A 25,012-nucleotide genomic window follows, 5' to 3' on the forward strand; every position below is an offset into this window, starting at 1 on the left:
CGGCCAAATGTGGGCGGAAAACCGATTACAAGTGTATTGTTACTCAGGGATCATGCTCTATGCCGCCAGAAAGCAGGCGAATGGAGATATATGAGCTGAAACTTAAGCCCTAAAACGGTACCTTTCCTACAAGGATGGCAGCGCCGTTTCCGTGTGGTACAGACGCAGTAGTGGAGGTGGTGCGAATGCGGCAAGTCATAGGTGTGGATATCGGAGGGACAGGCATCAAGGGGCTTGTGACCGATGAAGCGGGAACGATTCTGGCGGAAGCCCGGCGCGACACGGAGGCCCGGCTGGGCCGGGAGGTTATTCTCGGCCAGCTCCACAGCCTGGTGGAGGAACTGCTGGCTGGCCATCCTGCGGTGGAAGCGCTGGGGATTGGCTCGGCGGGCAGGGTGAATGCGGATACGGGCGAGGTGGTCTACGCCACCGATAATCTGCCCGGCTGGCAGGGGATGCAGCTTACGAAGTGGGCAGAGACTGCCTTCGGGCTGCCTGCGGCGGCCGATAACGATGCCAACGCTGCGCTGTTGGGCGAGGCCTGGCTGGGCGCGGGACGCGGCAGGGTGAGCCTGGTCATGCTGACCCTGGGCACCGGGGTCGGCGGGGCTAATCTGGCGGAAGGCCGGCTGCTGCGCGGAGCCGCCTGGAGCGGTGGCGACTGGGGGCACAGCGTGCTGGTGCCGGGAGGTCGCCCTTGTAATTGCGGCAAGCGCGGCTGCGCGGAGCAATATGTGTCCGGCCAGGCGCTGCTGCGGCTGGCACTGGAGGAGACCGGCCGGGCGTTTACGCACGGGCGTGAGATTATGGCGGCGGCGGAGCAGGGCGACGCGGCAGCGCTGGCGGTGCTGGAGCGCTTCACAGCGGATCTTGCGCTGGTGACAGCTAACATCGGGGCGGCGGTAGACCCCGAGCTGATTATTATCGGCGGCGGGGTCATTCAGAGCCGCGCGGTCTGGTGGCCGCTGCTGGCCGGGCAGGCGGGTGGCAGTTTGGCCGCCCGAATCGTGCCAGCGGAGCTGGGCAACCGGGCAGGCTGCTTCGGCGCGGCCCGACTGGCTCTGGAACGGCTGTGCCGGGACGAAGGCGAAAGACAGATCTAACTGCTGCGGCAGGGAGGAGATGGAGAAATGGCTGGCGAACAGGTGAAGCGTTCGGATGTAGTAATTATCGGCGGCGGCCTTGGAGGAACGGCGGCGGCACTGGCCGCAGCCAAGGCAGGGCTGCGGGTGCTTGTAACAGAGGAGACGGACTGGCTGGGAGGGCAATTGACTTCCCAGGCCGTGCCGCCGGATGAGCACCGCTGGATTGAGCAATCGGGCAGTACCGCGTCTTACCGGGAGTTCCGCAGCAGAGTCAGGGAATATTACAGGCGGAATTATCCGCTTACGGAAGCTGCCAGGAGCAATCCTATACTGAATCCCGGCAACGGATGGGTCAGCCGATTGGCACATGAGCCCAAGGTGGCACTGGCTGTTCTGCAGGAGATGCTGGCCCCGTATGTGAACACCGGACGGATTGAGGTACTCTATCATACAGTGCCGGTCGCGGCCGATACTGAAGGGGATTATGTTACCGGAGTGACGGTCCGGCAAGGACCGGATGGTGACCTGATCAGGCTGCGGGGAGCCTACTATCTGGATGCCACAGAGTGCGGCGATCTGCTTCCGCTGGCCGGAGTGGAGCATGTCAGCGGCGCTGAAGCCCGCAGCGAGACGGGGGAGCCGCACGCCCTGGAGGCCCAGGACCCGCTCGACATGCAGTCGATTACCCACGTGGCGGCGGTGGACTATGTGTCGGGTGGAGACTATACGATTCCGCGTCCAAGAGATTATGATTACTGGCGCGAATATGTCCCCTCGTTCTCGCAGTATCCGATCTTAAGCTGGTTCGCTTCAGATGCAGACGATACGACCAAGCTGAAGCAGTTCACAATGTTCCCGAATGAGCAGGGGATTGTATCCCTGTGGGATTACCGGCGGATCGTAGACCCGGCCATCTGGACGGAGCCGCTGAATGACGGCGAAGTCACTCTGCTGAACTGGGCACTGAACGATTACTATGCCGGGTCAATCATCGGCGTATCGCCGGAGGAACGGGAGCGGCATCTAGAGGGAGCACGGCAGCTCACCCTCTCGCTCGTGTATTGGCTCCAGACCGAAGCGCCCCGCCTGGACGGCGGGAAGGGCTACCCGGGTGTACGGCTGCGCGGAGATGTGCTCGGCACGGAGGACGGACTTGCCAAAGCCCCTTATATCCGTGAATCCCGGCGTATTCGCGGTCTATACACAATAGCCGAGCAGGATGTGAGCAAGGAGCTGTGCGGGGCGGCGGGACCGCGCCGTTATGAGGACAGCGTGGGGGTAGGCAGCTATCACCTGGATCTTCACCCTACAACGGTGAGCCAGAGAACCTTCTACATCCCGAACCATCCTTATGAGATTCCTCTCGGATCATTGATCCCGGTACGGGTCAAGAACCTGCTCCCGGCTTGCAAGAACATATCCATGACCCAGATTGCGAACGGCTGCTACCGCCTGCATCCCACAGAATGGAATATCGGCGAAGCGGCGGGCACCCTTGCGGCCTATGCCATCAGGCAGCAGGTCGAACCATCGGCAGTCAGAGAGTCGGCGGCGCATCTTGAGGCGTATCAGCAGCAATTGACTGCACTCGGAGTCCAGCTGCACTGGACCCCGGAGGAGCTGGAGGCTTAAGCGCACCTTCTCCGGCCATCAGTATAGCTCAAACGTCTATAATCTCATATCCAAGGTAAGGCACCCCTCAGCGTGGTGCCTTTTTTGGTATTTTCTTTTTAGTAGATGTTACCTGGCAGCAAGTAGGTGGATAAACGTATCTTGTTCAGTTGGTTTTGGCAGAAACGGAGGAAGCAAGTGGAAATTGTACAACTAAATTGCTTCAGTCTCGCTTCTCAGTAGAAAATATGAAAAATTAAGTGCCCTTTTTCCAACTGCTATCCTACTATGGCCTAATCGTCCATCAGCAAGTGTAGAAAATCCAACTGTTTCCTCTTGCAAAGAATACTTTGTAGAGTAATCCCGTAAGCTTCTTTAAAGGTAATAGTAGACAAATGTCGAATCAAGTCACAATGACATTTCAAGGAGTGAATTTATTTTGTGTAAGATGATCAAACTTGTATCCACCACTGTACTCGCTTTTCTGCTATGCTTCGTTTCTATTCCATCCGTATTCGCAGAAGCCGCTCTCATCTCAGACAAGAACCTGGAACAGGCGATTCGCGTCGAGCTGAAGAAGCCGGCCGCTCCCCTTACCAAAGAAGATCTGCAGACCCTAACATCCCTCTATCCTAGTGATCCTGAGCAGAAAATTAACAGTCTTAGCGGACTTGAGCACGCTGTTAATATAAAAAGCTTAATGCTCCCAGGGCTGGGCATCACCAACATTGAGCCCCTTCAAAATCTACACAAAATCACCTTCCTGGCTCTGAACGACAATCAGATCACTGGGCTGGAGCCGCTGCAAGCACTATCCCAACTGAAGCAGCTTAATCTTGATTCGAACAACATAGAGAAGCTTGATGCACTAGCAGGATTAACCCATCTAACAGATCTGTTAATCGGTAATAATCAGCTTAAGGATCTGACGCCCGTTCAATCATTGGTCAAGCTGAACTGGTTAATCATAAATGATAACCAAATCCAGTCCCTTGAACCGCTAAGAAATCACCCGGAGCTGGAGCATGTCTACCTTGAGAATAATCTGGTCGAGGATATTAGCGTCTTAACCACTCTTCCGAAGCTTAAGGAGGTTTCAATCAGCAATAATCCTCTGAATGCAGGTGCACAGAAAATTCTGACCGAGCTCGCTGCCAAAGGCGTCGAAGTGCTTGATGAAGAGACCAAAGAATCTGCACCACCTTCAAATCCTGACGAAATCATGGTGCAGTTAAATGGTGAGCGTATTACATTCCAAGCTCCACCCATCCGGCAAAATGGATCGGTAATGGTTCCGTTCCGCGCTATTTTTGAAGCATTGGGACTGAAGGTTGAATGGGATTCCAAAACGCAAACAATCAAAGGAAGCAAACCGGGTACGCTGATCAAGCTTAAGCTGGGTTCAACTACTGCTGAGATTAATGGCAATCAGAAAAAACTGACCGTGGCCCCTTCTAACATCAAGGGAAGCACCTACGTTCCATTGCGTTTCATCGGCGAAGCCGTGGATGCGAAGGTGAACTGGCTCGCGGAGATTCAAACCGCCACAATATCTACGAAGCAGCCTTTTACAACCAAGGATAAAAAAATCCAAGTCACAGGCTACAGTGATTGGAGTGACGTAACTTCTTCTGTAGAGAATGCAGTAGATCACCAGTTGTTCTTAATCTCACCCGAGAAGAGTATGCTGGTTATTAGCCATTATAGTAAGAGTGAGTTAGATATGAACTTTGAACAATATATTAGCTTTGTCAAAAAAGATATAACGGACAAGAATGCATCGAAAATCACGGAACAGTCCGTAAAGGCAGGCAAAATCAATGCGAAGCAGTTGACCTATACTTTGAGCGATACAGATGAAAAGCTCGTTTTTCAAATGATTCTATTCGAGAAAAACAATGAAATCTATACCCTGCTGTCAGCTTCGCCAGTGAAGATTAGCAAGCAAGCCAAAGCTGAATTCAATGAAATATTGAAAAGCATACAAGTGAACTAACTTGACGGGAAACCGGTAAACGTTAGTCAAATAACAGCGGCAGTCTGAGACTTTTGTCAAGTCTTATTCTGCCGCTGTTTTATATTAAATTTTAAATATAAATTTATATATAAAAGTTCAAGCCTGTTATATACTCAATCTAGCTTTCCAAAACAGCGCACACCATGAGATGAGGAGAACTGAGAGAACATGCTAATTCTGAACAGATTCAAAGGAATCACCCCCGCAGGTGCGCCGCCCCAAACAGACCATCAGCTGACCGACCTATTACGAAACTATGTAGAGCGGGCTGAACGTAAGGAAGAAGAGCAAACCGATACATATTCTGCCGCAGTCCCTGATGAACTGCAAGCATTGTTAACGCGACTAACATCCGTGATACATAAACGTGAGGATTACTATAAGGTCAGATTAAATATGATCACTGAAGCGATTGAGATTTCCCTGTGGGAAATGGATGTGTACGAGGGAGATCCGGTGAATCCGCTCAATGAGTTCAGGTGGACGGATGAGCTGCGCCGGATGATTGGCTATACGGATGAGCATGATTTCCCCAATGTGCTGGAGAGCTGGTCCAATTGCCTTCATCCCGAGGATAAAGAGGGCGTGCTGCAGCTGTTCGCAGATCATATGCTGGACCGGACGGGCACGATCAAATACGACATTGAATACCGGCTCAAGACGAAAGCGGGCGAGTACAAATGGTTCCAGGCGACGGGCACAACCGTACGTGCAGCTGACGGATCACCTATTATGGTAGCCGGGGCCTTGCTGGATATTCATGATAAAAAAATCAAGCAGGACCAGCTGGGCGCACTAGTTGTCCGCTATGATCTGGTGAACCGCGCCCTGGTGGAAGCACCTTGGGATATGGTGGTTATCGCAGGCGATCCGGTCAACCCGGATAATGAGTTCTGGTGGTCGGAGCAATTCCGCCGAACGATTGGTTTTGAAGGCGAACATGATTTCCCGAACCTGTTAAGCAGCTGGAGCAACCAGCTACACCCGGACGATCTTCAGCCCACGCTGGATGCCTTCGCCAATCATTTAAATGATTACACGGGGCAAACGGACTATAAAGTGAACTACCGGTTGCGCTCCAAAAATGGCGAGTATCGCTGGTACTATGCAGGCGGTGAAACGATCCGGGACGAGCAGGGCATCCCTCTGCGGGTAGCAGGAACGATTCGTGATATTACACAGGAAATCAATAAAGAGGATACAATCAGACGGGTAAACCTGCAGATGGAAGGCTTGCTGACTGCGATTAACGAGATTGTTCACGGGATTGTATCGGTAACAGAGCAGGCCCAGGATATCGCCGAAGTCCAGGAGCAATCCTACAAAGCGGCAGTCGATGTGAAAGAAAAAACGAATGAAACCAAAGAAATCACCAAATTCATCAGCGAGGTCTCGAATCAGACCAGTCTGCTCGGGCTGAATGCTTCCATTGAAGCTGCTCATGCGGGGGAGTATGGCCGGGGCTTCTCTATTGTGGCAAGTGAGGTGCGCAAGCTCGCAGACCACAGCAAGATGGCTTCGAACAATATTGAGAAAACCACGCAGGAGATGAATGACCGCATCGACCATATTATCAGCACCATTAACGGCATGTCTAGTTTGACCGAAGCACAGGCTGCACTGACGCAAGAGGTTAATGCTTCTGTAGAGGAAGTAAGCAGGATGTCGGAGGAGCTGTTAAATATTCTGCGTACTTTATAAGGGCTAACTGGAATGGAACACTATTGCTGAGATCAAAAAGCGGAACGGAGCTTCAAGCGTTTCGCTTTTTTGTGTTGCAAATTTCTGAACGTGCTAATCGAAAGCCTATAATCTGTAAGGTTGTTGAAAAAAACCAAAGGAATACAATAACAATATAAGATTACAGTTTAGTCTGAAGTGGAACCGGAGGGACTTCCTTGGAATTGCTTAAAAGCTATGTAGAGATGTTGAAGTTAACCTATAAATCTATACCACTTTGGTCGTCCTATACAATCTTCAATAATATATTTGGTGTACTCTGTAACTTTTTGAGTTCGGTTATTCTAATCCAGGTCGTATTGAACGGTATAGGCACGAATAAATCTTTTATGGAGATTATAATCCCTGTTGTCTTCATTCAAGTCGTTGTCACGCTTGGGGGAATAAGTACATCCTTGTATTACAGCAAAATAGATCCCGTTGCCCGGCAGATTCTTCACAAAAAAATTGTTGCACAGTTAATACATACGATAATGCACACAGATACTAAAAACTTGGACAACGCAGCTTATCTCAACGATTTCTCCTTTGCCATCAACCAGGTTGAGAAGAGAACGACGGGAAGCATATTGTTAATCTCCAATTTGTTATCCAATGTAGTGGGGATCATCGCAACCGTTTCAGTCATTGGAGTTATGCATGTTGAACTGGTAGCTATAGTAATTATAACGGTCTGTGCTGCCTTTATAATCAATACTACATTAATAAAGACGCAATACCAGTTCGACCAGGACATCCTCTCGCCCAATAGAAAGAAGAAATACGTTGAAAGAACCTTTTATATGAAAAGGTATGCGTTAGAGCTAAGGTTGTATCCCATACAGAAGATCTTATTGAATTTGTACGATAATGCTGTAAAGGATATCTTACACTCCACGAAAAAATATGGCTGGAAAACAGGCGCTCTGCAATTCTTGAGAGCTTTTAATCATGAGGTCATCTTATATTGGGGAACCATGGCAGTTCTTCTATTCTCATTAAGCCACAGTGAAAGCGGGACCCCGGCTGCTAATATAATTCCTATAACAATTGCAGTATATAGTTTTTCGGGCTATTTATTCGGCTTGACCGAAGTCATTACTTCACTGAAAGAATATCAGCTGTATTCAGACAAGTTATTTCTCTTTTTGCAACCGGATAAGTCTTTGGAGAGTCGAAAAGGATTACCTGTTCCATTAAACACCGGCAATACCATCGCTTTTGAAAATGTAAGCTTTGGATATGCAGCAAATGACAAACAGGTGTTAGAGAAGGTTAACCTTCGTTTTAATCCAGGGGAAAAGATAGCATTGGTCGGAGTCAACGGTTCAGGGAAAAGCACCATCATCAAGTTATTGCTCGGTCTGTATGACCATTACTCGGGTGAGATCACCATCAACGGGGAATCCATTTTGAAGCATGATATACAGCAGTATCGTAAGCAGTTCTCAGTAGTGCAGCAGGATTTCCAATATTATGCATGCACAGTAGCAGAAAATCTACTAATGGACAAAGCGAATATATCTGCAGAGGCTGTGTCCGAGCAAATCGGGAAAGCCCTTCAGGAGGTTGAGTTGAACCTGGATCGTACGCCAGAGGAACTATTGAATACCTACATCACCTCTGAATTTAGTACCGATGGACTCAGCTTATCCAAAGGGCAATATCAAAAAATGGCTATAGCCCGTATCTTTGTCAGTAAAAGAAATTTTATTATCCTTGATGAGCCGACCAGTTCGTTAGACCCTGTAGCCGAATATCAATTATTCAATCACATTTTAGAACATTTCCATGATAAGACGATTGTAATTATTTCCCATCGGTTAACAGCCGCAAAATCAGCGGATAAGATCTATTTGATTGATGGAGGGACTGTTAAGGAAAGTGGCACACATGAACAGCTCATGAGTCAGGAAGGGAAGTATTCAGAACTCTACAGACTTCAAGCAGAAAAGTACCTGTAATACAGGGCTGGAGGTGAAATAGAATGAGCAAGAAATTTTCTCTTAGCAATAGCATATTTTACCTGAAATCAATTTTCGTATATGACTGGATCAGAATACCGGGCCTAATTCTTACCGCATTATTTGTCGCTTTCGACACTTGGTTCATTAAGGTGTATGCCATCAAAGTAATCTTAGATGCTTTAATGAATAATTATGACTTCAGACGAATTATAATTATGATTTCTATTATAGTTGGCTTCAAAACCATTAAACTTGTTTACGATTCTGCTTGGGAATATTACATAAAACGTTCTGACCCTATCATCATTTCCGGTTTTCAACATGTTGCTTTTAAGAAGGCTAATGAGGTAGATATCAATTGCTATGATGATACGGATTACTACAATCAGTATATCTATTCTGTAGAAGAAACATCCACAAGGCCGATTCTATTCTTGAATAGTTTGTTTCAGCTATGCCAGACTCTTTTCTCCATTACGTTAGCCGGATTTTTCATACTGATTAGTGATCCGCTAATATTGATTTTTGTTGTTGTTCCTATTCTTGGGGATTCGTTAGTCAGAACAAGAATGATCAAGGCCCGAATGGAGCGAACCCATGCCATCATCCCCGAAAAAAGAAAAATGGATTATGTGGTCCGGACCAGTTATCTTCGTGAGAATGCCCTGGATATTCGTATCACCAATATTCATCTAGTACTTAAAGACCTGTTTCTAGATGGTGTTGAAAATATGATTGAACTCTATAAGAAATTCAGTAACCGGTTTACGAAATTGTACTTAGTTAGTGATGCCTTTACTCATATTAATAACTCTCTAATCTTGTTGTATCTCATTTATAAAATCGTAGTTACGCAGACACTAACCGCAGGGGATTTTATCGCGATTAAAGAAGCTGTGGCGCTTATGAGCAGCAACCTCGGCAAGATTATAGAGAGAATTCAGGCATTTCAGGAGCACAACACATACATTGAACGTTTTCGTACCTTTTGCAACTATAGAAACAAGTTAACAGATGGGGATTCTGGAATTCCGCAAACCAATTTATCACCTTATCTTCTCCAATTGACTAACGTGACGTTTAGCTATAATAATCAGTCCGATGTTCTGAAAAATATAAATTTTTCCATTAAAGCTGGGGAAAAAATTGCTATTGTCGGTAAGAATGGTGCAGGGAAAAGCACATTAATCAAGCTTATGATGCGCTTATACGACGCCACCAAAGGTTCAATAGAATTTAAAGGGGCGGATATTAGAACATTCAATAAACAAGAATACCTGTCTCAGTTCGATACCGTGTTTCAGGATCATAATAGCTATGCTTGTTCATTGATTGAGAATATTCTGGTTGAGTCTAACCCTACAGCAGAAGAGATTGACAAAGTGATGGATATATTGGACAACATAGATTTTTCTTTATTTCCAGAGGATAAGAGCAAGATAGAGATTGAGTTAACCAAAGAATTCTCAGAGGAGGGGGTCATTCTATCTGGCGGTCAAAATCAAAAGGTGGCGTTGGCCCGCGCACTGTACAGAGTTCATTCCATATTGATACTCGATGAACCCTCAAGCGCATTAGATTCCATATCAGAACATAAGTGGATGCGATTAATGGAAAAGGTGGAAATGAACCATACGGTCATTCTAATCTCGCACCGGCTGTCCTCCGTAAGAGATTCAGATTGTATCTATTATATGGAAGATGGCCGAATTATTGAATCTGGCCCTCACGATGAACTGATGGATCTTCAGGGATATTACTTCCAGATGTTCAAAGTACAGGCGGATGCTTATTGACAAATCATCAGAATCCGGCTATATTTGGTTTCGGTAAATTATATTTTGCGCAATTAATAGGAGGAGAATACAGATGTCCGAATCCAATCATGCTTTTGGTCAAGCGCTGGTGAAATCTCTGGTGGGAGAGCGCGGGCATATTCCGATAGCCCGGGCCTTGCCGGATCTGACGCTGGAGCTTGCAAGTTATACTATAGAGGGAATTCCCTACTCCATTTATCAGTTGGTGAAGCATATGGGCTACTGGCAGGACTTCATGCTGACCCACCTGGAGGGCGGCCAGCCTCAGCGGCCTACAAGCATACAGGAGAGCTGGCCTGCGGAGAAGGCCCCTGCAGAGGAGTCCCAGCTTCAGGAGGCCATCGCGCATCTGCTGCAAGGTGTCGATAAGGCGGTTGCTATCGCTCAGAGCGCCAAGCTTGACGAGCCATTGGCCCATTTTCCCGGGGAGACCAAGGGTGGGCTTCTGCGCAATATCGCCTCCCATAACTCCTACCATCTGGGAGAGATTGTTCTGCTCCGCCGTCTGCAAGGTGCGTGGCCTCCGCCAGGGGGCGGTTATCCTGCTTAAAGAGAATAATCCTGGAAAAGTCTGCAATGTTAGATTGCAGGCTTTTTGCTATAGAAGCAATAACATTCATTGACAGTTCGTGAAAAAGTAGATGATAATTTAGTAGATTCATCCTATAAATAATGGAAATTAGATCTATCAAATCTTCAAGGAGGCGGGCATGGAAGCAACCTATGATCTGTTTACGATTAAAACGCATTGCATGAATTTCCTGAACTACGCTTATCTCGGTATTGACAAGACTTCCCGCAAAGCTTTTGTAGTTGATCCATCCTGGGATGTATCGCAGATGATCCGTATTCTGGATTCGCATGAGGCCACAGTCACGGCTGTTCTGCTGACCCACTCTCATTTTGATCATACCAATATGGTGAAGAAGCTTGAACTGCTCTACCGTCCTACTGTCTACATCTCCAAAACCGAGGCAGATTACTATAAATACCGCTGCAACCGGCTCCGAACCGTCGAGGACATGGACCTCATTCGTATCGGTGATTCACGGATTACCTGTCTTGTGACGCCCGGCCATACGCAGGGAAGTGTCTGTTACTGGGGGCAAGACCATCTGTTCTCCGGGGATACGGTATTTATTGAAGGCTGCGGCTTATGTGACAGTAGCGGAGGTTCGGCAGAGGATATGTTCCACAGCATCCACCGGCTCATCCGGCTGATTCCTCCCAGCACCCGGGTATACCCGGGACATTCCTTCGGCGATCTGCCAGGCAAAGAGATGAGCTATCTCTACAAAAATAATCTGTATTTCCAGATTGATGATATCAATCATTTTGTGAAATTCAGGAACCGTAAGAATAATGCCAGACTGCTTGATTTCAAATAAGCCGCTCTACAATCAGGGGGTACGGAAATGCACAGCGAAATCGTATTTATGTTCTCCGGGCAAGGCTCGCAATATAATAAAATGGGGCTTGAATTGTTCGGGAAGCAGCCGGTATTCCGGCAATCGATGGAACGCCTGGACCGGATTGTTCATCAGCTGACCGGCAAGAGCGTGATCGAAGAGCTGTATCAGAACTCACGAGGTAAGGGCGCCAGCTTCGAAAATATTGTCTATTCCCATCCTGCAATCTTCATGGTGCAATACGCGCTGGCGGAGACTCTGGAAGCTGTGGGAATAACTCCACGTTACACGCTGGGAGTCAGTCTCGGGGAGTATGTTGCACTGGCGGTGGCTAAGGTGCTGACGCCTGAACAGGTGCTGGAGCTGATTGTGACGCAAGTACGGCTGCTAGAGGATACCTGCGACAACGGCGCGATGATTGCCGTTCTGGATCATGTTCAGCTCTATCACGCGAACGCCGAGCTGAACACCCGCTCCGAGCTGATCGCTGTGAATTTCGACAAGCACTTCACCATCGCCTGCAGAAGCGGGCATACCGGCGAGATCCAGCAGTTCCTCAGAGAACAGGGTGTGGCCAGTCTGAAGCTGCCTGTGAACTACGCCTTTCATTCCGCATTCATCGATGAACTGGAGAAGCCTTACCGTACATATATGCAAAAGATCGATTACAAGACGCCTGCTCCGGGAGTGACACTGGTATCGGCCATGACCGGGGGGAATGTGCAGACGGTGGATGAATCCTTCCTGTGGGATGTGGTGAGGAAGCCGATGAATTTCCGCACAGCCCTGGAGAGTATGACTGCCGGCGGGCCGCGGCGGCTGCTCGATCTGAGCCCGTCGGGTACCCTGGAGAACTTCAGCAAGTATATTCTCGGCAAGCCGCTGGCCCATAAGGTCGGCTCAGTGATTACGCCCATGGCCAGCGAGCTGAAGAAGCTGAATGAGATTGTGAATGATACCTTAGAAGTCTGATTACCCGCAATTTCCACAAGCAGCGGTTTCTCTAAGTTATAGAGCGCCGCTGCTTTTCTGTTGTTGTAATTTGTGTATAATACATGTACAACCATACATGTAACGGAGGGAATGATGAAGCGGTTCATGCCATATCCATCCCTCTTGAAGAGGTTACGGGCGCATCTGCCCTTTCTGTTCAGCGGAAGTATGCCGCTGCGGCGGAAGATTCTGCTAAGCAACCTCCTGATAGTCTTGCTGGCACTGGTGATTTTCATGGTCAGCATTCAGCGCATTGTCTTCAATCAGACCCTGGAACGGACCACAGCAAGCTCACAGCAGGAAGTGAGACTGGTCAAGCAGTCGATGGAGACGGTGTTCCAGTCGGTCCAGAATTTCACCAAGTTCGTGCTGATTAACCAGGACACGCAGAAGCTGCTCAGCAGAGATACTGGTGCCGGCAATGATGCTGCTGCACTGAAGTCGATCTACAATACACTGGCTGCAATGCTAGTGACTGAGCCGAATATTGATTCCGTTATTATTGAATCCTTGAGCGGCGACCTCTATTACACCTCCAACCTGACCGGCGTGACCCGGGAGAGTCTGGGGATCTATCCCAAAGCGGAGATCGATGCAGCCAGAGGCGGGGCGGTCTGGGCGGATTCGCTTACGCCTACTTTTCTGTCCGGGATGAAGCATAAGAATATGATCAGTGTGGGCAGGGTCATTAAGAGCATGGAGAAGGGGACCCCGCTTGGCTATATCTATGTCAACATTGACGAGCGGACGCTTGCCCGCCTCTATCATAATGAACAGAACCCGGAGAGCGCTACGCTGGTCATTAACCGGTATGGAAGAATCATCTCTGCGAATGAAACCACAAGGGTGAACCAGCCGGTCCCGGAGGAATCCCTCACGAATTGGGTCAAGTCAGTCTCTCAAGGGACCCGGACCCAGAGGATCGCCGGAGACCGTTATTTAGTATCCATGCAGAGTCTTGCTCCCTATGACTGGAAGGTAGTCCAGCTGGTGACGATATCGGAGCTAACCTACGGGTACTGGAAAATCGCCCTGCTGCTGGCCGGGTTTGGCCTGATCAGCATCCTGTCGGCCGTGCTTCTGTCTATTCTGTTCGCCCGCCGGCTGACCCGGCCGCTCAGCCAGCTTAGTGAGGTGATTGTCGAAGTGGGCAGCGGGAATCTGGAACGGCGCGCCGCCGCCGATTCTGAGGACGAGGTCGGGCGGCTCGGAGCTACCTTCAATGAAATGGTCGAGCGCATCCAGGGCTTGATGGTTCAGGTGGAAACGGAAGAGAAGACTAAGCGGATGCTGGAGCTGAGGCTGCTCTACTCACAGATCAAGCCGCATTTCCTGTACAATACACTGGACACGATCCGGGCGATGGCTGTGATGTCAGGGGCGAAGGACATCAGCAAGATGCTGAAGGCGCTGGGTGAGTTCTACAGGATATCGCTTAGCAACGGACAGGAGCTGATTACGGTGGCCCAGGAGCAGAAGCATCTGGAGAGCTACCTGTATATTCAGCAGATCCGCTTCCCTAAGCTGAACTACCGGATATCGTTCGGGCCGGGACTGGAAGCCTGCCTGGTGCCGACCATGCTGCTTCAGCCGCTGGTCGAGAATGCGATCCACCATGGCATTAGAGGGATGGCGGACGGCGGCTGGTGTGAAATTACCTGCGAAGCGGAAAGCACGGACGGACAGAGTCTGCTCTGCTTCACCGTCCGCGACAACGGCAAAGGCATGAGCGAAGAGCAGCAGCGGCTGATCTGGTCCGGGCATGATAACGCGGAGAGGTACAGCTTCGGACTCCGAAATATTCAGGACCGCATCCGCCTTCGGTTCGGAGGGGCTTATGGAATCCTACTAACCTCTGAGCCGGGACAGGGCGTAGAAGTGAAGCTGCGCTTGCCGCTGCTTAAGCAGACGAACGAACAGGAAGAGGGGACAGTCAGACTATGAACACAGCACCGGTAGCCCGCGTCCTGATTGTGGATGACGAATATTATTTCAGGCAGCTGCTGATCCGTCTGGTGGACTGGGAAGCCGCCGGGTTCGAGGTGGCCGCAGAAGCCGATGACGGCTCAGCCGCATTGCAGATCATCGGGGAGCAGCCAATCGATCTCATCATTACGGATATTGAGATGCCGAATATGAACGGGCTTGAATTCATTGGGGAAGTCCGTAAGCTGAATTCGGCGGCCAAGCTGATTTTCATCACCAGCTACGATAACTTCTCTTATGCCCAGCAGGCCATATCGCTTGGAGCGGACCATTATCTGCTGAAGCCCGTCGATGAGGATGCTGTCGAACAGGCCCTCCGAACGATCCGGACGCAGCTGACAGAGAAGTGGGAGGCAGAGCGCTACATCAACCGGCTCAGAATAAAGGCCGGAGATGTGCAGGAGCCGCAGGCAGGAGATGCCCCTGCGCAGAAGCGGCAGAGCAGCGGCACTGCCTTGATCGGCAAGACCATTGCCTATGTAACGGCGCATTATGCCGAGGATACGTTGTCACTCCAAAGTACGGCCAGCGCCCTGTTTGTGAACCCGAGCTATTTAAGCCATGCGTTCAAGAAGGAGACCGGCGAGTCTTTTGTGGAATATGTGACGAACGTCCGTCTTGGCGAGGCTATGAAGCTGCTCAGCCAAGGGGCTTCCGAGGAGGAAGCTCCGGCTCCCAAGATTGCGACGATTGCCCGGCAGGTGGGCTATAAGGACCCGTTTTATTTCAGCAAATGCTTCAAGAAACGTTACGGAATGACCCCGAATACCGTCTACAGCGGTACCTATTCGGATACATAAAGAGCAGCTATACGCAGAGTCCGGTGTTTTGCAGCCGGGCTTTTTCGCTGATTAAAGTTAACCCTGTGTAAAGCTGCCGTAAACATGAGAACGTTCCGTAAATTGAGTGTAAAGTAATCTAACATACCTAAAAATTTTACTGTTAGAACCAATATATCTCCATTCGTACACGGCGGTTCACTTGTTAAGATGATACCTGTAAGTCGAATCCGTAAATATTGAAAGGTGGTCCAACACAAATGTTCGGAAAAAAGCTTGGGGTAGTTGCAGCATCCATCGCGCTTAGCAGTGTAGTGCTTAGTGCTTGCGGAGGAGCCAATGGTAACGAAGGGGCAACTCAGAATCAGGATGCGAAAGCGGCGGAAGGCAAGGAATCTGTCTCCTTATGGATGTTCGATGCAGATCCGATGTATCAGGCTGCTGCCGAGGCTACCGCAGCGGAAGTCGGCGTGGATTTGAATTATGAGTACATACAAGACGAGACCTACAAGACCAAAATCAGTGTTGCGCTGGCTGCCAATGAGCTTCCGGATGTCTTCCAGCAGCATGCCGGGAAGTCCTACCGGACACCTGTGCTGCAATCAAAAACAGTTGCCCCGCTGAACGATACCCTGGATTCCACAGGACTTGGCGCGAAATTTCTGGACAACCAGCTGGTGAAGGAGGAAGACGGCAATATCTATTCCGTTCCTTCCAATATCAGTACAACCCTGGTCTTCTACTATAACAAAAAGCTGATGAACGATCTCGGCGCTACGCCTCCGGCAACCTGGGACGATCTTCAGGCGCTTGTAACTAAGGCCGATGATAAAGGGATCATCCCTATCGCTCTTGGCGGCAAAGAAAGATGGCAGGGCGATCTGCTGTACAACCTGTTAGTAGCGCGTCAGGACGTTAACGCCTTCGACCAAGCGATTAAAGGCGATGCCAAGTTTACCGATGCTCCATTTGTAGATGCAGCGAAGCAGGTAACCACCCTGGTAAGCAGCAATGCCTTCCAGAAGGGCTTCCTCGGCTCGGCTTACCTGGATGCCCAGGAGCTGTTCAAGAATGATAAGGCTCTGATCTGGATTGACGGCAGCTTCAACTTCGGCGCGTTGTCGAAGGCTATGGGCGATAATCTCGGATATATCGCATTCCCGAAGACAGGGGCAGAAGATGTACACAGTGCAACGATCGGCTTCCAGAACTCGGCGGCGCCTTACTCCCTATTCGTGAACAACAGCTCCAAGCACCTGGACAAAGCCAAGGAATTCGCCATTAAGCTGTCCCTTAAGCTCAATGATGATTTCGTACGCAAAGGCCTGCCGGGATATGCGGCTAGCGAAGTGAAGTCGGAGTCGCAGAATGAGCAGCTCTCCTCCTATGCTTCCGATATCAGCAAAACAACCAAAACCCAGGCGATGTGGTTCGGCCTGCTGTCGGCAGATACAGGTCAGGAATACCGCGATATGACGCAGCAGCTCTATGGCGGCAATCTGACGCCTGAGGAATACACGGCCCAGCTGGAAACGTTGCTCCGTTCGGCAGAGTAAGACAGGTTTTACAAATATAATAGGGGAAAGGCGATGCAGTCTCATGGACCGCATCGCTTTTCTGCACTCTGATAGGTGGATAGTGATGGAAAGAGCGCTCTCGGATAAGAAATTAATCGCTTTGTTTCTAGTGCCCGGTTTAACTATATTTCTGGTCTTCTATTTCGTACCGATCCTCATGACGGCGTATTACAGCTTCCAGAAGTGGGACGGAATTAACCCTATGGCCTTCGTGGGCCTGGACAATTACACCAAGATGTTCACCGCAGATAAAAGCTTTTGGAAGGCGGTATGGAACAGCGTGGCCTTCCTGCTGACAGGCGTGTTCGTACAGCTTCCGCTTTCGTTCGGCCTGGCGCTGCTGGTCTCCCGCAAAATGAAGGGACGCAAATGGTTCCGCAATATTTACTTTTTCCCGGTGGTCATGTCAACGACGATGGTCAGTCTGCTGTGGGTCAAAATCTACGATCCGAACATCGGGATGCTGAACACGCTGCTGGAAGCTGTTCACCTTGGCAGCTGGGCGCAAGCCTGGCTTGGAGATACCAAGACGGCACTCTTGTCAGTCCTGATCGTAACAACCTGGCATTATGTAGGCTATAACATGTTGATCCTGTTCGCCGGGATTCAAGGCATCTCGGAGCAGTATTATGAGGCCGCGAAGCTGGACGGAGCCGTCGGCTGGAAGGCTGTCCGTTATATCACGCTTCCGTTATTGTCTGATGTGCTGCGGATCTGTGTCGTACTGAACGTGATTTACGCGCTCAAGACCTTTGAAAGTGTGTATGTTATGACCAATGGCGGACCACTGCATTCCACGACCATGATTGCCCTGAAAATGTTCCAGGAAGCGTTCCTGAAGCAGAACTTCGGCTACGGCAGCGCGCTTGCGGTGTTCATGGTGCTGGAGTGCCTGATCATCGCCTGGGTGCTGAATAAAGTGCTGACCCGTGAAAAAATTGAATATTAAGGAGGACCGGACATGCTGAAGACTACCAAAAACACAGGCCTCTATCTACTGATGAGCCTCATTGCCGTCCTCCAGTTGTTCCCGCTCTACTGGCTTGTGGTAAGTGCATTCAAGGATAATTCGGAGATTATCGGCGGAGTGGTGTGGGCGCTTCCCACCGAATGGCGGTTTAGCAATTTTTCGGAGGCCTGGGTTAGCGCCAAGGTGAATCAATACTTTTTCAACAGTGTGTCTGTCACGCTGATTACCCTCTTTTTTGTGCTGCTGTTTGCTTCTATGATGGCTTACGCGCTGACACGGATGAGATTCAAATATAACGGACTGATTCTGTTTATTCTGCTCATGGGCGTTATGGTGCCCATTCATGCTACGTTGATCCCGCTGTTCATGATCCTGAAGAATCTCGGCATTCTCAGCTCACGGCTGTCGATTATCCTGCCATACATCGCCGTAAATCTGCCGATTGGCGTCTATATGCTGTCGGCGTTCCTGCGGAGCATGCCGAAGGAGCTGGAGGAGGCTGCGTTCATCGACGGCTGCGGGGTGGTGAAGTCCTTCTTCAAGGTCGTGCTGCCGCTGCTGAAGCCGCCGCTTGCCTCGGTTGCCATCTTCGTGTTCCTCGCGGTATGGAATGAGCTGCTGATGGCGGCAACCTTCATCCAGAAGGAATCGCTGCGGACGCTGCCGCTCGGGCTGATGAACTTCAGCGGCCAATATAGCATTAGCTGGGGACCGCTGGCTGCAGCAATGGTAATCTCTACGCTGCCGATTCTGCTCGCTTATGTGCTGTTCAGCGACCAGATGGAGAAGAGCTTCACCGCAGGCGCAATTCTGAAATGAAGAGACGGAAGAAGGGTGAACGAGATGTTGGAACCGGCAGCAAGCCGTAACCTGCGCAAGATCGTGATTATCGCTACCTCGGATGTTCACGGCAATCTGTGGGGCTACCGTTACGAAGACGGACTTGATACAGTAAATGACGGGCTCGCCAGAGTAGCCGCTTATGTCCGGGAGCTTAGAGAGAGCGGGACAGAGGTTCTGCTTATTGATAACGGTGACGTCTTCCAGGGGAATATGCTGACTGACGATGTCTACAATAAGCGGCCGGATGACAGGCATCCGGTCGCGGCAGCGCTTAATGCCATGGGCTATGCCGCGCTGACCTTGGGCAACCATGAGTTTAACTTCGGCCTTGCCCTGATTGAGCGAATCAAGCAGGAGCTGAGCTTTCCGGTGCTCGCTGCGAATGTCTGGGATACGGAAGGCAGACCGTTTGCACAGCCGTATGTGATCCATGAGCAGCACGGCATCCGGATTGCGGTCATCGGACTGACGAATCCCAACGTTCCGCGCTGGGATGGAAGCAAGGTTGAGGGCCTGAGGTTCGGCCATATGGCCGAAACCGCGCAGCCGATTGCCGCAGCCCTCCGCGCGGAAGGAAAGGCGGACCTGATTGTGATCAGCGCCCATGCGGGCATGGTCGCAGAATTCGATGAAGAGGGCGGCTCGGATGCCGCCGGACAGATTGCGGAGCTTGTTCCTGAAGCAGATGCACTGTTGGTTGGTCATATGCATATTACTGTGAACCAGCGAATTGGGAGTACTGTTATTGGAGGCCCACGGGACAGGGGGCGGGAAGTTGTACGCTTCGACCTGACGCTGGAGCTGGACGGCGGTCAGCCCAAGGTCGTGAACCGCGAGGTCACAGTGGTAGATATGAGCGGCTGGAAGCCGGACCCGGAAGTCCGCAGTCTGGTTGCAGAGGCACATGAAGAGACGCTCCGGTTCATCGCCGAAGGCGGCGGAGGCCCTTCCATAGAAGGGGAGGGCGGCATTCTAGGCTATGCAGCTGCCGACTTCCAGCCTCCTGAAGAGACTTCCGGCCTGCCGGCGGGACGAGTGCAGGATACAGCGGTCATTACCTTGATCCAGCGGGCCATGCTGGAGGCCAGCGGAGCGGATGTTGCCGCTACAAGCCTGTTCAACGACAAGGCGGATCTGAAGCAGGGACCGCTGACGTATGCTGACGTCTACCGCATTTATCCTTTTGACAATGTATTGTATGTCGTTACGGTCACCGGCAAAGAGCTGAAGGCTTATATGGAAGCTTCGGCTGCCCATTTCCGGCAGTGGCAGCCGGGAGACACGAATATTGCCGCTGATCCCGAGGTGCCGAGCTACCTCTACGATATGTTCGCCGGGGTCAATTATCAGATCGATATCTCGCAGCCGGTAGGCCAGCGGATCATCCACCTGGGATACCGGGGCAGACCGCTTGCCGACACGTACGAGTTGCAGCTTGCCGTCAACAACTACCGTTACAGTAGCCTGTTGAAGGCCTCGGGACTGATCAGAGCCGTCAAGCACTGGGAGTCGGACTGCAGCGTCCGCGATATGCTGGTCAGCTACATCCGGGAGCGCCAGACGATCATGCCTGAGGTCGATCATAACTGGTCTATTGTGGGAATGGATTGAAATAGAAGCAGGCCCCTCATTGATTCAATGAGGGGTCTATTTGTGTTTACCCCAGCTCAGTAATTAACCAACTATTGACAATCTGATGTATTAACTGCATAATACACCGTGTAGTGTATGAACCACTTAATACACACACTTGCAGTATAAGGGGTGTCAATATTGAACACAGTCAACGATTGGTCCGGCATCTCCTTCAATAGCCGTGATCCTGTTTATTCTCAAGTCGTTCGCCTTTTCAAAGAGAAGATCGTAACCGGCGTTATTCAGTCCGGGCAAACCATACCGTCCAGAAGAGAGCTGGCAGCACTGTTAAAGATCAACCCGAATACGGCTCAGCGGGCCTATAAAGAAATGGAGGATCAGCGATTGATTATAACTGAGGGGAACTCCCCAAGCCGCGTCACTCTGGAACTGGATGTATTAAGGCAAATCCGTGCGGAGCTGCTCGGTACAGCCGTTGAGGCCTTCGTGGCTTCCATTCGCAACATCGATGTTCCTCTTGACGAGCTGTTGAATGTAGTTCAACAGAAATATACCGAGGCACAAACAGAAATCAGCCAGAATCCCCCGGGAGACTCCGTTGATGATGGAAGAGGAGGAACGAATCTTGATTGAACTTATGCATGTTAGCCAACGATACAGAACCAGGGAGGTCCTTAAGGATGTCACATTCACTGCCGAGAAGGGACAGATCACTTGTCTGATCGGAGTTAATGGAGCAGGTAAATCCACTGTACTCAAAACGGTAATGGGACTTACACCGATTCAGGGGGGAAGCATTCAGATTGATGGCAAGCCGATTAGCCCGAATACTTATGAACAGATATCCTATATCCCGGACCATTTGGCTATTCCAGCTTCCATGAAGCTCTCTGATGCACTTCAGTTCATGGAAGACTTCTATAACAGCTGGAACAGGGGGAGGGCAGACGAACTTATGCGTTTCTTCGATCTTGATGGCAAGGAACGGGCGGGGCGCTTGTCGAAGGGGAATGCCGCGAAGTTCAATCTGGTGCTCGGCTTGGCTCAGAATTCCGATTATGTGATTATGGACGAGCCCTTTGCCGGGATTGACTTGTTCATCCGGGAGAGGATCGCAGAGGTGTTCTCCAGTGAGCTGGTCGGCAACCGCGGTGTACTCCTGACGACACACGAAGTAAGAGAGATCGAGCATCTGATCGACAAAGCCGTGTTACTGCGTGATGGAACTGTAGCCCGTAGTATTGAATGCGAACAAGTCCGAATGGAGGAGAACAAATCTGTCGTTGATATCATGAAGGAGGTGCTTCTCCCTTGAATCGATATCTTAAGCTTGTCCATCTGGAAGTTCACCGCTTCAGGTATGCTATCTTCAGCCTGATGTTCCTGACGGCTACTATTCAAATGATCGGACTGGTGCACACTACCCGGCTAAGAGTTGCGGGGCGGAGAGAGGCAGCCCTCCTGGGAGATCATCCGCGTAACTTTTCATTTGCCGATATCATCGGAGATTCGCAGTTCTTGTTCACGATACCTATTTTGATCAGCATAATCGTATTGGGGTTGTATGTCTTTGGGATTTGGTACCGTGACTGGACTGGCAGAGATAAGTTTGCCTACCGGTTATTCACCCTTCCGGCGGCAAGACGCCACGTATACATGGCCAAAGCCAGTGCAATCTTCATATTCGTCTTTGCTATGGTTTCATTCCAATTGTTGCTGCTGCTGCTCGAACGCCAGTTATTCGACTGGATGGTTCCGTCCGAATATCGGATGCCCTCGCTGCTGGCCGAAGCTGTCGCTTCTAATCTGGTGTTTGTGCGATACTTGTTGCCGCCAGACGGATTAATGTTTGCCGTCTATTACGGAACCGGGATTCTGGCTGTCTTTGTGATCTTTACGGCAATATTGCTTGAGCGAAGCTACCATCTGGCCGGTATAATCTATGCAATCTTGTATGCTGCTTCATGCGCGGCGGTAATCGGATTCGCTTTCTCCCTACATCCGTATGTGTATTTCTATCCCCGGGAGATAACAGTCATCCGTTTGTGCATTTATATTGTTGTCATGAGCCTTACACTCACGCTTGGCTTCAGGCTCGTCTCGAAGAAGATCACCGTTTAGGGAGTGAATGACTAGTGAAACGTTACACGATTACGGGCGCGCTTGTTCTGTTAATAGTGGCTTCGCTTGGAACTTATTATGCTTATGGGGCAGAGTTGCGCCTGCCGGAATATCAGTTGCAGACACTGGAGGGGGATTCGGCCGAAGCGGCCCCTGTGAATCTGCTTGGGAGCTATGTGGGCGGGAAAGGCTCTTATGTCATTGAAGTGTCCGCATCGGGCAGCAAGAGAATTGAGCAAACATTCAAGAATCAATGGATGACAAACAAAGGACCTTCAGATGCGCAGGCTTATTCCGAGTTCAATGCGCTGTATGAGGAGTATTCAGAATTTATGAGGGGGAAGAAGGGGACGAGCGGCTATTACCGAGATCAAGACGCGCTCATTTTTGCCAAGTCGGCTTCTATCGGTTCAACTAACTTGAAACAGGAGGGCAAGATTCGCTGGAGCATCGATGTGCTGGATCTGGCCACGCGAAAGCAAGTCCATTATACGGATGAGCAACCCTATTCCGCACAATACGCCAACGTGGTAGACGTACAGAAGGCAGGGTCAGAAATTCATGTACTTACTAACGTTAACAAGGTGAACCAAGATCATGAGATAATCGATAACGTGTATAATGCTCAGACGGGTTCACCGATCCGCAGTGTCAAACTGCCCTTAGGCAAATCTTCCGAAAAGGATCGTGAGCTGCAAATACAGATCATCACGGAAGAAAAGCCGACAGTTGCCAACAGCAGGGTGCTGTTTCTGGTGAAAGAGCGCAGCAAGATCTGGACTGATGGTACACCAGCGGCAACAGACAACACTTCTGTTGTGTTCTCTGAAAGACTTTTTGAATACCAATATGCTTCTGGAGAAGTGAACGAAATGCCGCTAGCTGCCAAGAGAGAAGAAGAACGAGCGCCGGGGCCTTGGACCCATTATATCCTAGAGGGAGATACGCTCACTACACTTCACATAGCAGAGGAGGCGGTGACACTCAACCGCTATGACCTGTCAACCAAGATCGCTCACCCCCAAGTGACTATACATGCGAGCCAACTCGGCAAGGGGAAAATCAGTCAAGCCCAGGCGGCGAACGGCCGGGTGTATCTGATGCTGCAAACCGGGAGCGATGTTATCAGGAACTACAGCATGCCAATTACAGCGGTAGCTGACATAACTGACGGCCATATTCTCTACAAAGGTACACCAGCGCTGGTCAAAGCCAATGGGAGACCCGTTAACCAGTTGGATGACGTGATCTTATTGAATATAAGCATTACGCGATAAGTATCCCCCTGTTCATACTCCGTTCATATTCCCGTCACAATGAGGACATCTTAAGCAGGTACACTCTAACTATATCGCTAAGGCGAACCTATAGATAGAAGGACAGGAGAAGATGGACATGGCAGGAACCGCTGAAATAACTAGACCTGAAAAGGGACGCAAGAAACGGAGATTATGGTTGAAAATATTAGGTGGCATTATCGGAGTGCTTGTGCTGTTCATAGGCATCACCTTTATCGTTAATGTAATCAGCACAGGGATAGAGAAGAAGAAGATCGAATCGTACGGGCAGTACGTTAATGTAGAAGGCAAAAAGATGAATGTGCTGATTCAAGGCAGCGGGGAACAGACCATGGTTCTTCTCCCAGGGCAAGGAACCGCTTCGCCTGTGCTTGATTTCAAGCCGCTGATAGATCAATTGACGCCTTCGTACAAAGTCGTAGCCATCGAGCCTTTCGGCTATGGCCTGAGCGATGGGACGGATAAAGAAAGAACGACAGAGAACATCATCAGTGAAATTCATGAAGCTGTGCAGCAGCTCGGTCTGAAGCGTTACATTCTGATGGGTCATTCCATTACAGGACTCTATGCTGTATCATATGTAAATGCTTATCCGGATGAAGTTCAAGCCTTCGTAGGGATAGACAGCAGTGTACCCAATCAGCCAGGCATGGATGTCAAATTGCCGCTGAAAGCGATGAAGTTTGCTAAAGATTCAGGTGTGATGCGGCTGCTAACGAAGTTGGGCGGAGATTCGTTTAAATCGCTTGACTATGATGAACAAACCAAAGAACAGATGAAATTCATCTCTGCTGTGCACGGCAATAATCCAACGCTGATGAATGAGCTAAGCCACCTTGGCTCCAATTTCAAAAATGCCGAAAAGCTGACATACCCGCATGATTTGCCGGTCCTGCTCTTCGCTGTATCAAATAACGAGCACAACAAGCAGTGGATTCCGCTGCATGAGGAGCAGGCGAAGCAGTCATCCCAGGGTAAATTGATCCCGATGGTAGGCTCCCATTACCTGCACCATACGAAGTACAAAGAAATCGCCGAGGAATTCAAGGAATACATGAAGACCGTTCAATTGAAGCAAGCGAAGTAAGTAGAACAAAATAGTCGAATTACAGCTGCGGTGCCGAACTTGGTGTCGCAGTTTTTCTGTAAGTTAAGCATGAATAATATAACCTTTATAGTTTTGGATCGGGTCCGTATAATAAGGAAGGGAAGGAGAACCTTTCC

General features: G+C 50.0%; 20 protein-coding genes. All 20 read left to right on the top strand.

The window, feature by feature from the left end; translation table 11 throughout:
• The first annotated feature begins 185 nt into the window (after positions 1–185).
• Complete coding sequence (locus ACFSX3_RS29420; RefSeq protein WP_209990685.1) at positions 186–1,103, top strand: ROK family protein; 918 nt, start codon at positions 186–188, stop codon at positions 1,101–1,103.
• Between the two features lie 27 nt (positions 1,104–1,130).
• Entirely contained in the window at positions 1,131–2,717 is a 1,587-nt protein-coding gene (locus ACFSX3_RS29425; RefSeq protein ID WP_209990687.1) for an FAD-dependent oxidoreductase, read from the top strand.
• Positions 2,718–3,144: 427 nt separating this feature from the next.
• Positions 3,145–4,692: a stalk domain-containing protein gene (locus tag ACFSX3_RS29430; RefSeq protein WP_209990690.1), complete on the top strand. Its 1,548-nt coding sequence runs from the start codon at positions 3,145–3,147 to the stop codon at positions 4,690–4,692.
• A 189-nt stretch (positions 4,693–4,881) separates the two neighbouring features.
• Positions 4,882–6,414: a methyl-accepting chemotaxis protein gene (locus ACFSX3_RS29435; RefSeq protein ID WP_209990693.1), complete on the top strand. Its 1,533-nt coding sequence runs from the start codon at positions 4,882–4,884 to the stop codon at positions 6,412–6,414.
• Positions 6,415–6,611: 197 nt separating this feature from the next.
• Entirely contained in the window at positions 6,612–8,396 is a 1,785-nt protein-coding gene (locus ACFSX3_RS29440; RefSeq protein ID WP_379313614.1) for an ABC transporter ATP-binding protein, read from the top strand.
• A 23-nt stretch (positions 8,397–8,419) separates the two neighbouring features.
• The gene (locus ACFSX3_RS29445; RefSeq protein ID WP_209990700.1) at positions 8,420–10,195 is read left to right on the top strand and encodes an ABC transporter ATP-binding protein; all 1,776 of its coding nucleotides are present in this window, start codon (positions 8,420–8,422) and stop codon (positions 10,193–10,195) included.
• Positions 10,196–10,268: 73 nt separating this feature from the next.
• On the top strand, positions 10,269–10,766 hold the full coding sequence (locus ACFSX3_RS29450) for a DinB family protein (protein WP_209990703.1): 498 nt from the start codon (positions 10,269–10,271) through the stop codon (positions 10,764–10,766).
• Positions 10,767–10,926: 160 nt separating this feature from the next.
• Positions 10,927–11,604: an MBL fold metallo-hydrolase gene (locus ACFSX3_RS29455; RefSeq protein ID WP_209990706.1), complete on the top strand. Its 678-nt coding sequence runs from the start codon at positions 10,927–10,929 to the stop codon at positions 11,602–11,604.
• A 27-nt stretch (positions 11,605–11,631) separates the two neighbouring features.
• Positions 11,632–12,597, top strand: coding sequence for an acyltransferase domain-containing protein (locus ACFSX3_RS29460; RefSeq protein WP_209990709.1), 966 nt, complete (start codon positions 11,632–11,634; stop codon positions 12,595–12,597).
• A gap of 111 nt (positions 12,598–12,708) precedes the next feature.
• Positions 12,709–14,562 (top strand): cache domain-containing sensor histidine kinase, encoded by a 1,854-nt coding sequence (locus ACFSX3_RS29465; RefSeq protein ID WP_379256572.1) that lies wholly within the window; start codon positions 12,709–12,711, stop codon positions 14,560–14,562.
• Entirely contained in the window at positions 14,559–15,404 is an 846-nt protein-coding gene (locus tag ACFSX3_RS29470) for a response regulator transcription factor (protein ID WP_209990715.1), read from the top strand. The genes ACFSX3_RS29465 and ACFSX3_RS29470 overlap by 4 nt, the downstream gene beginning before the upstream one ends.
• 239 nt (positions 15,405–15,643) lie before the next feature.
• Positions 15,644–16,939, top strand: a complete 1,296-nt coding sequence (locus ACFSX3_RS29475; RefSeq protein WP_209990719.1) for an ABC transporter substrate-binding protein — start codon at positions 15,644–15,646, stop codon at positions 16,937–16,939.
• Between the two features lie 85 nt (positions 16,940–17,024).
• A complete protein-coding gene (locus tag ACFSX3_RS29480; protein WP_209990722.1) occupies positions 17,025–17,909 on the top strand; it encodes a carbohydrate ABC transporter permease in 885 nt (294 codons plus the stop codon).
• 12 nt (positions 17,910–17,921) lie between these two features.
• Positions 17,922–18,749, top strand: coding sequence for a carbohydrate ABC transporter permease (locus tag ACFSX3_RS29485; protein WP_209990724.1), 828 nt, complete (start codon positions 17,922–17,924; stop codon positions 18,747–18,749).
• 24 nt (positions 18,750–18,773) lie between these two features.
• Positions 18,774–20,384 carry a bifunctional metallophosphatase/5'-nucleotidase gene (locus ACFSX3_RS29490; protein ID WP_209990843.1) on the top strand — a complete coding sequence of 537 codons (1,611 nt, stop codon included), beginning with the start codon at positions 18,774–18,776 and terminating at the stop codon, positions 20,382–20,384.
• Positions 20,385–20,546: 162 nt separating this feature from the next.
• On the top strand, positions 20,547–21,002 hold the full coding sequence (locus tag ACFSX3_RS29495) for a GntR family transcriptional regulator (protein WP_339225041.1): 456 nt from the start codon (positions 20,547–20,549) through the stop codon (positions 21,000–21,002).
• Positions 20,995–21,684, top strand: a complete 690-nt coding sequence (locus tag ACFSX3_RS29500) for an ATP-binding cassette domain-containing protein (protein ID WP_209990727.1) — start codon at positions 20,995–20,997, stop codon at positions 21,682–21,684. The genes ACFSX3_RS29495 and ACFSX3_RS29500 overlap by 8 nt, the downstream gene beginning before the upstream one ends.
• Positions 21,681–22,490, top strand: a complete 810-nt coding sequence (locus ACFSX3_RS29505) for a hypothetical protein (protein ID WP_209990730.1) — start codon at positions 21,681–21,683, stop codon at positions 22,488–22,490. Before ACFSX3_RS29500 ends, ACFSX3_RS29505 begins: the two co-directional genes overlap by 4 nt.
• Before the next feature lie 14 nt (positions 22,491–22,504).
• Complete coding sequence (locus ACFSX3_RS29510) at positions 22,505–23,767, top strand: hypothetical protein (protein ID WP_209990733.1); 1,263 nt, start codon at positions 22,505–22,507, stop codon at positions 23,765–23,767.
• Between the two features lie 118 nt (positions 23,768–23,885).
• The gene (locus ACFSX3_RS29515; protein WP_209990736.1) at positions 23,886–24,875 is read left to right on the top strand and encodes an alpha/beta hydrolase; all 990 of its coding nucleotides are present in this window, start codon (positions 23,886–23,888) and stop codon (positions 24,873–24,875) included.
• The last annotated feature ends 137 nt before the right edge of the window (positions 24,876–25,012 follow it).

This window comes from Paenibacillus rhizoplanae, from assembly GCF_042684125.1.
In the GTDB taxonomy this organism is placed as follows: Bacteria; Bacillota; Bacilli; order Paenibacillales; family Paenibacillaceae; genus Paenibacillus_AQ; species Paenibacillus_AQ rhizoplanae.

What these genes read in the sequence shown, in the direction of transcription:
- ACFSX3_RS29480 (WP_209990722.1), top strand. Translation starts at nt 17,025, where the DNA reads ATGGAAAGAGCGCTCTCGGATAAGAAATTAATCGCTTTGTTTCTAGTG.
- ACFSX3_RS29450 (WP_209990703.1), top strand. Translation starts at nt 10,269, where the DNA reads ATGTCCGAATCCAATCATGCTTTTGGTCAAGCGCTGGTGAAATCTCTG.
- ACFSX3_RS29455 (WP_209990706.1), top strand. Translation starts at nt 10,927, where the DNA reads ATGGAAGCAACCTATGATCTGTTTACGATTAAAACGCATTGCATGAAT.
- ACFSX3_RS29460 (WP_209990709.1), top strand. Translation starts at nt 11,632, where the DNA reads ATGCACAGCGAAATCGTATTTATGTTCTCCGGGCAAGGCTCGCAATAT.
- ACFSX3_RS29425 (WP_209990687.1), top strand. Translation starts at nt 1,131, where the DNA reads ATGGCTGGCGAACAGGTGAAGCGTTCGGATGTAGTAATTATCGGCGGC.
- ACFSX3_RS29435 (WP_209990693.1), top strand. Translation starts at nt 4,882, where the DNA reads ATGCTAATTCTGAACAGATTCAAAGGAATCACCCCCGCAGGTGCGCCG.
- ACFSX3_RS29430 (WP_209990690.1), top strand. Translation starts at nt 3,145, where the DNA reads ATGATCAAACTTGTATCCACCACTGTACTCGCTTTTCTGCTATGCTTC.
- ACFSX3_RS29475 (WP_209990719.1), top strand. Translation starts at nt 15,644, where the DNA reads ATGTTCGGAAAAAAGCTTGGGGTAGTTGCAGCATCCATCGCGCTTAGC.
- ACFSX3_RS29465 (WP_379256572.1), top strand. Translation starts at nt 12,709, where the DNA reads ATGATGAAGCGGTTCATGCCATATCCATCCCTCTTGAAGAGGTTACGG.
- ACFSX3_RS29470 (WP_209990715.1), top strand. Translation starts at nt 14,559, where the DNA reads ATGAACACAGCACCGGTAGCCCGCGTCCTGATTGTGGATGACGAATAT.
- ACFSX3_RS29490 (WP_209990843.1), top strand. Translation starts at nt 18,774, where the DNA reads ATGTTGGAACCGGCAGCAAGCCGTAACCTGCGCAAGATCGTGATTATC.
- ACFSX3_RS29420 (WP_209990685.1), top strand. Translation starts at nt 186, where the DNA reads ATGCGGCAAGTCATAGGTGTGGATATCGGAGGGACAGGCATCAAGGGG.
- ACFSX3_RS29485 (WP_209990724.1), top strand. Translation starts at nt 17,922, where the DNA reads ATGCTGAAGACTACCAAAAACACAGGCCTCTATCTACTGATGAGCCTC.
- ACFSX3_RS29445 (WP_209990700.1), top strand. Translation starts at nt 8,420, where the DNA reads ATGAGCAAGAAATTTTCTCTTAGCAATAGCATATTTTACCTGAAATCA.
- ACFSX3_RS29515 (WP_209990736.1), top strand. Translation starts at nt 23,886, where the DNA reads ATGGCAGGAACCGCTGAAATAACTAGACCTGAAAAGGGACGCAAGAAA.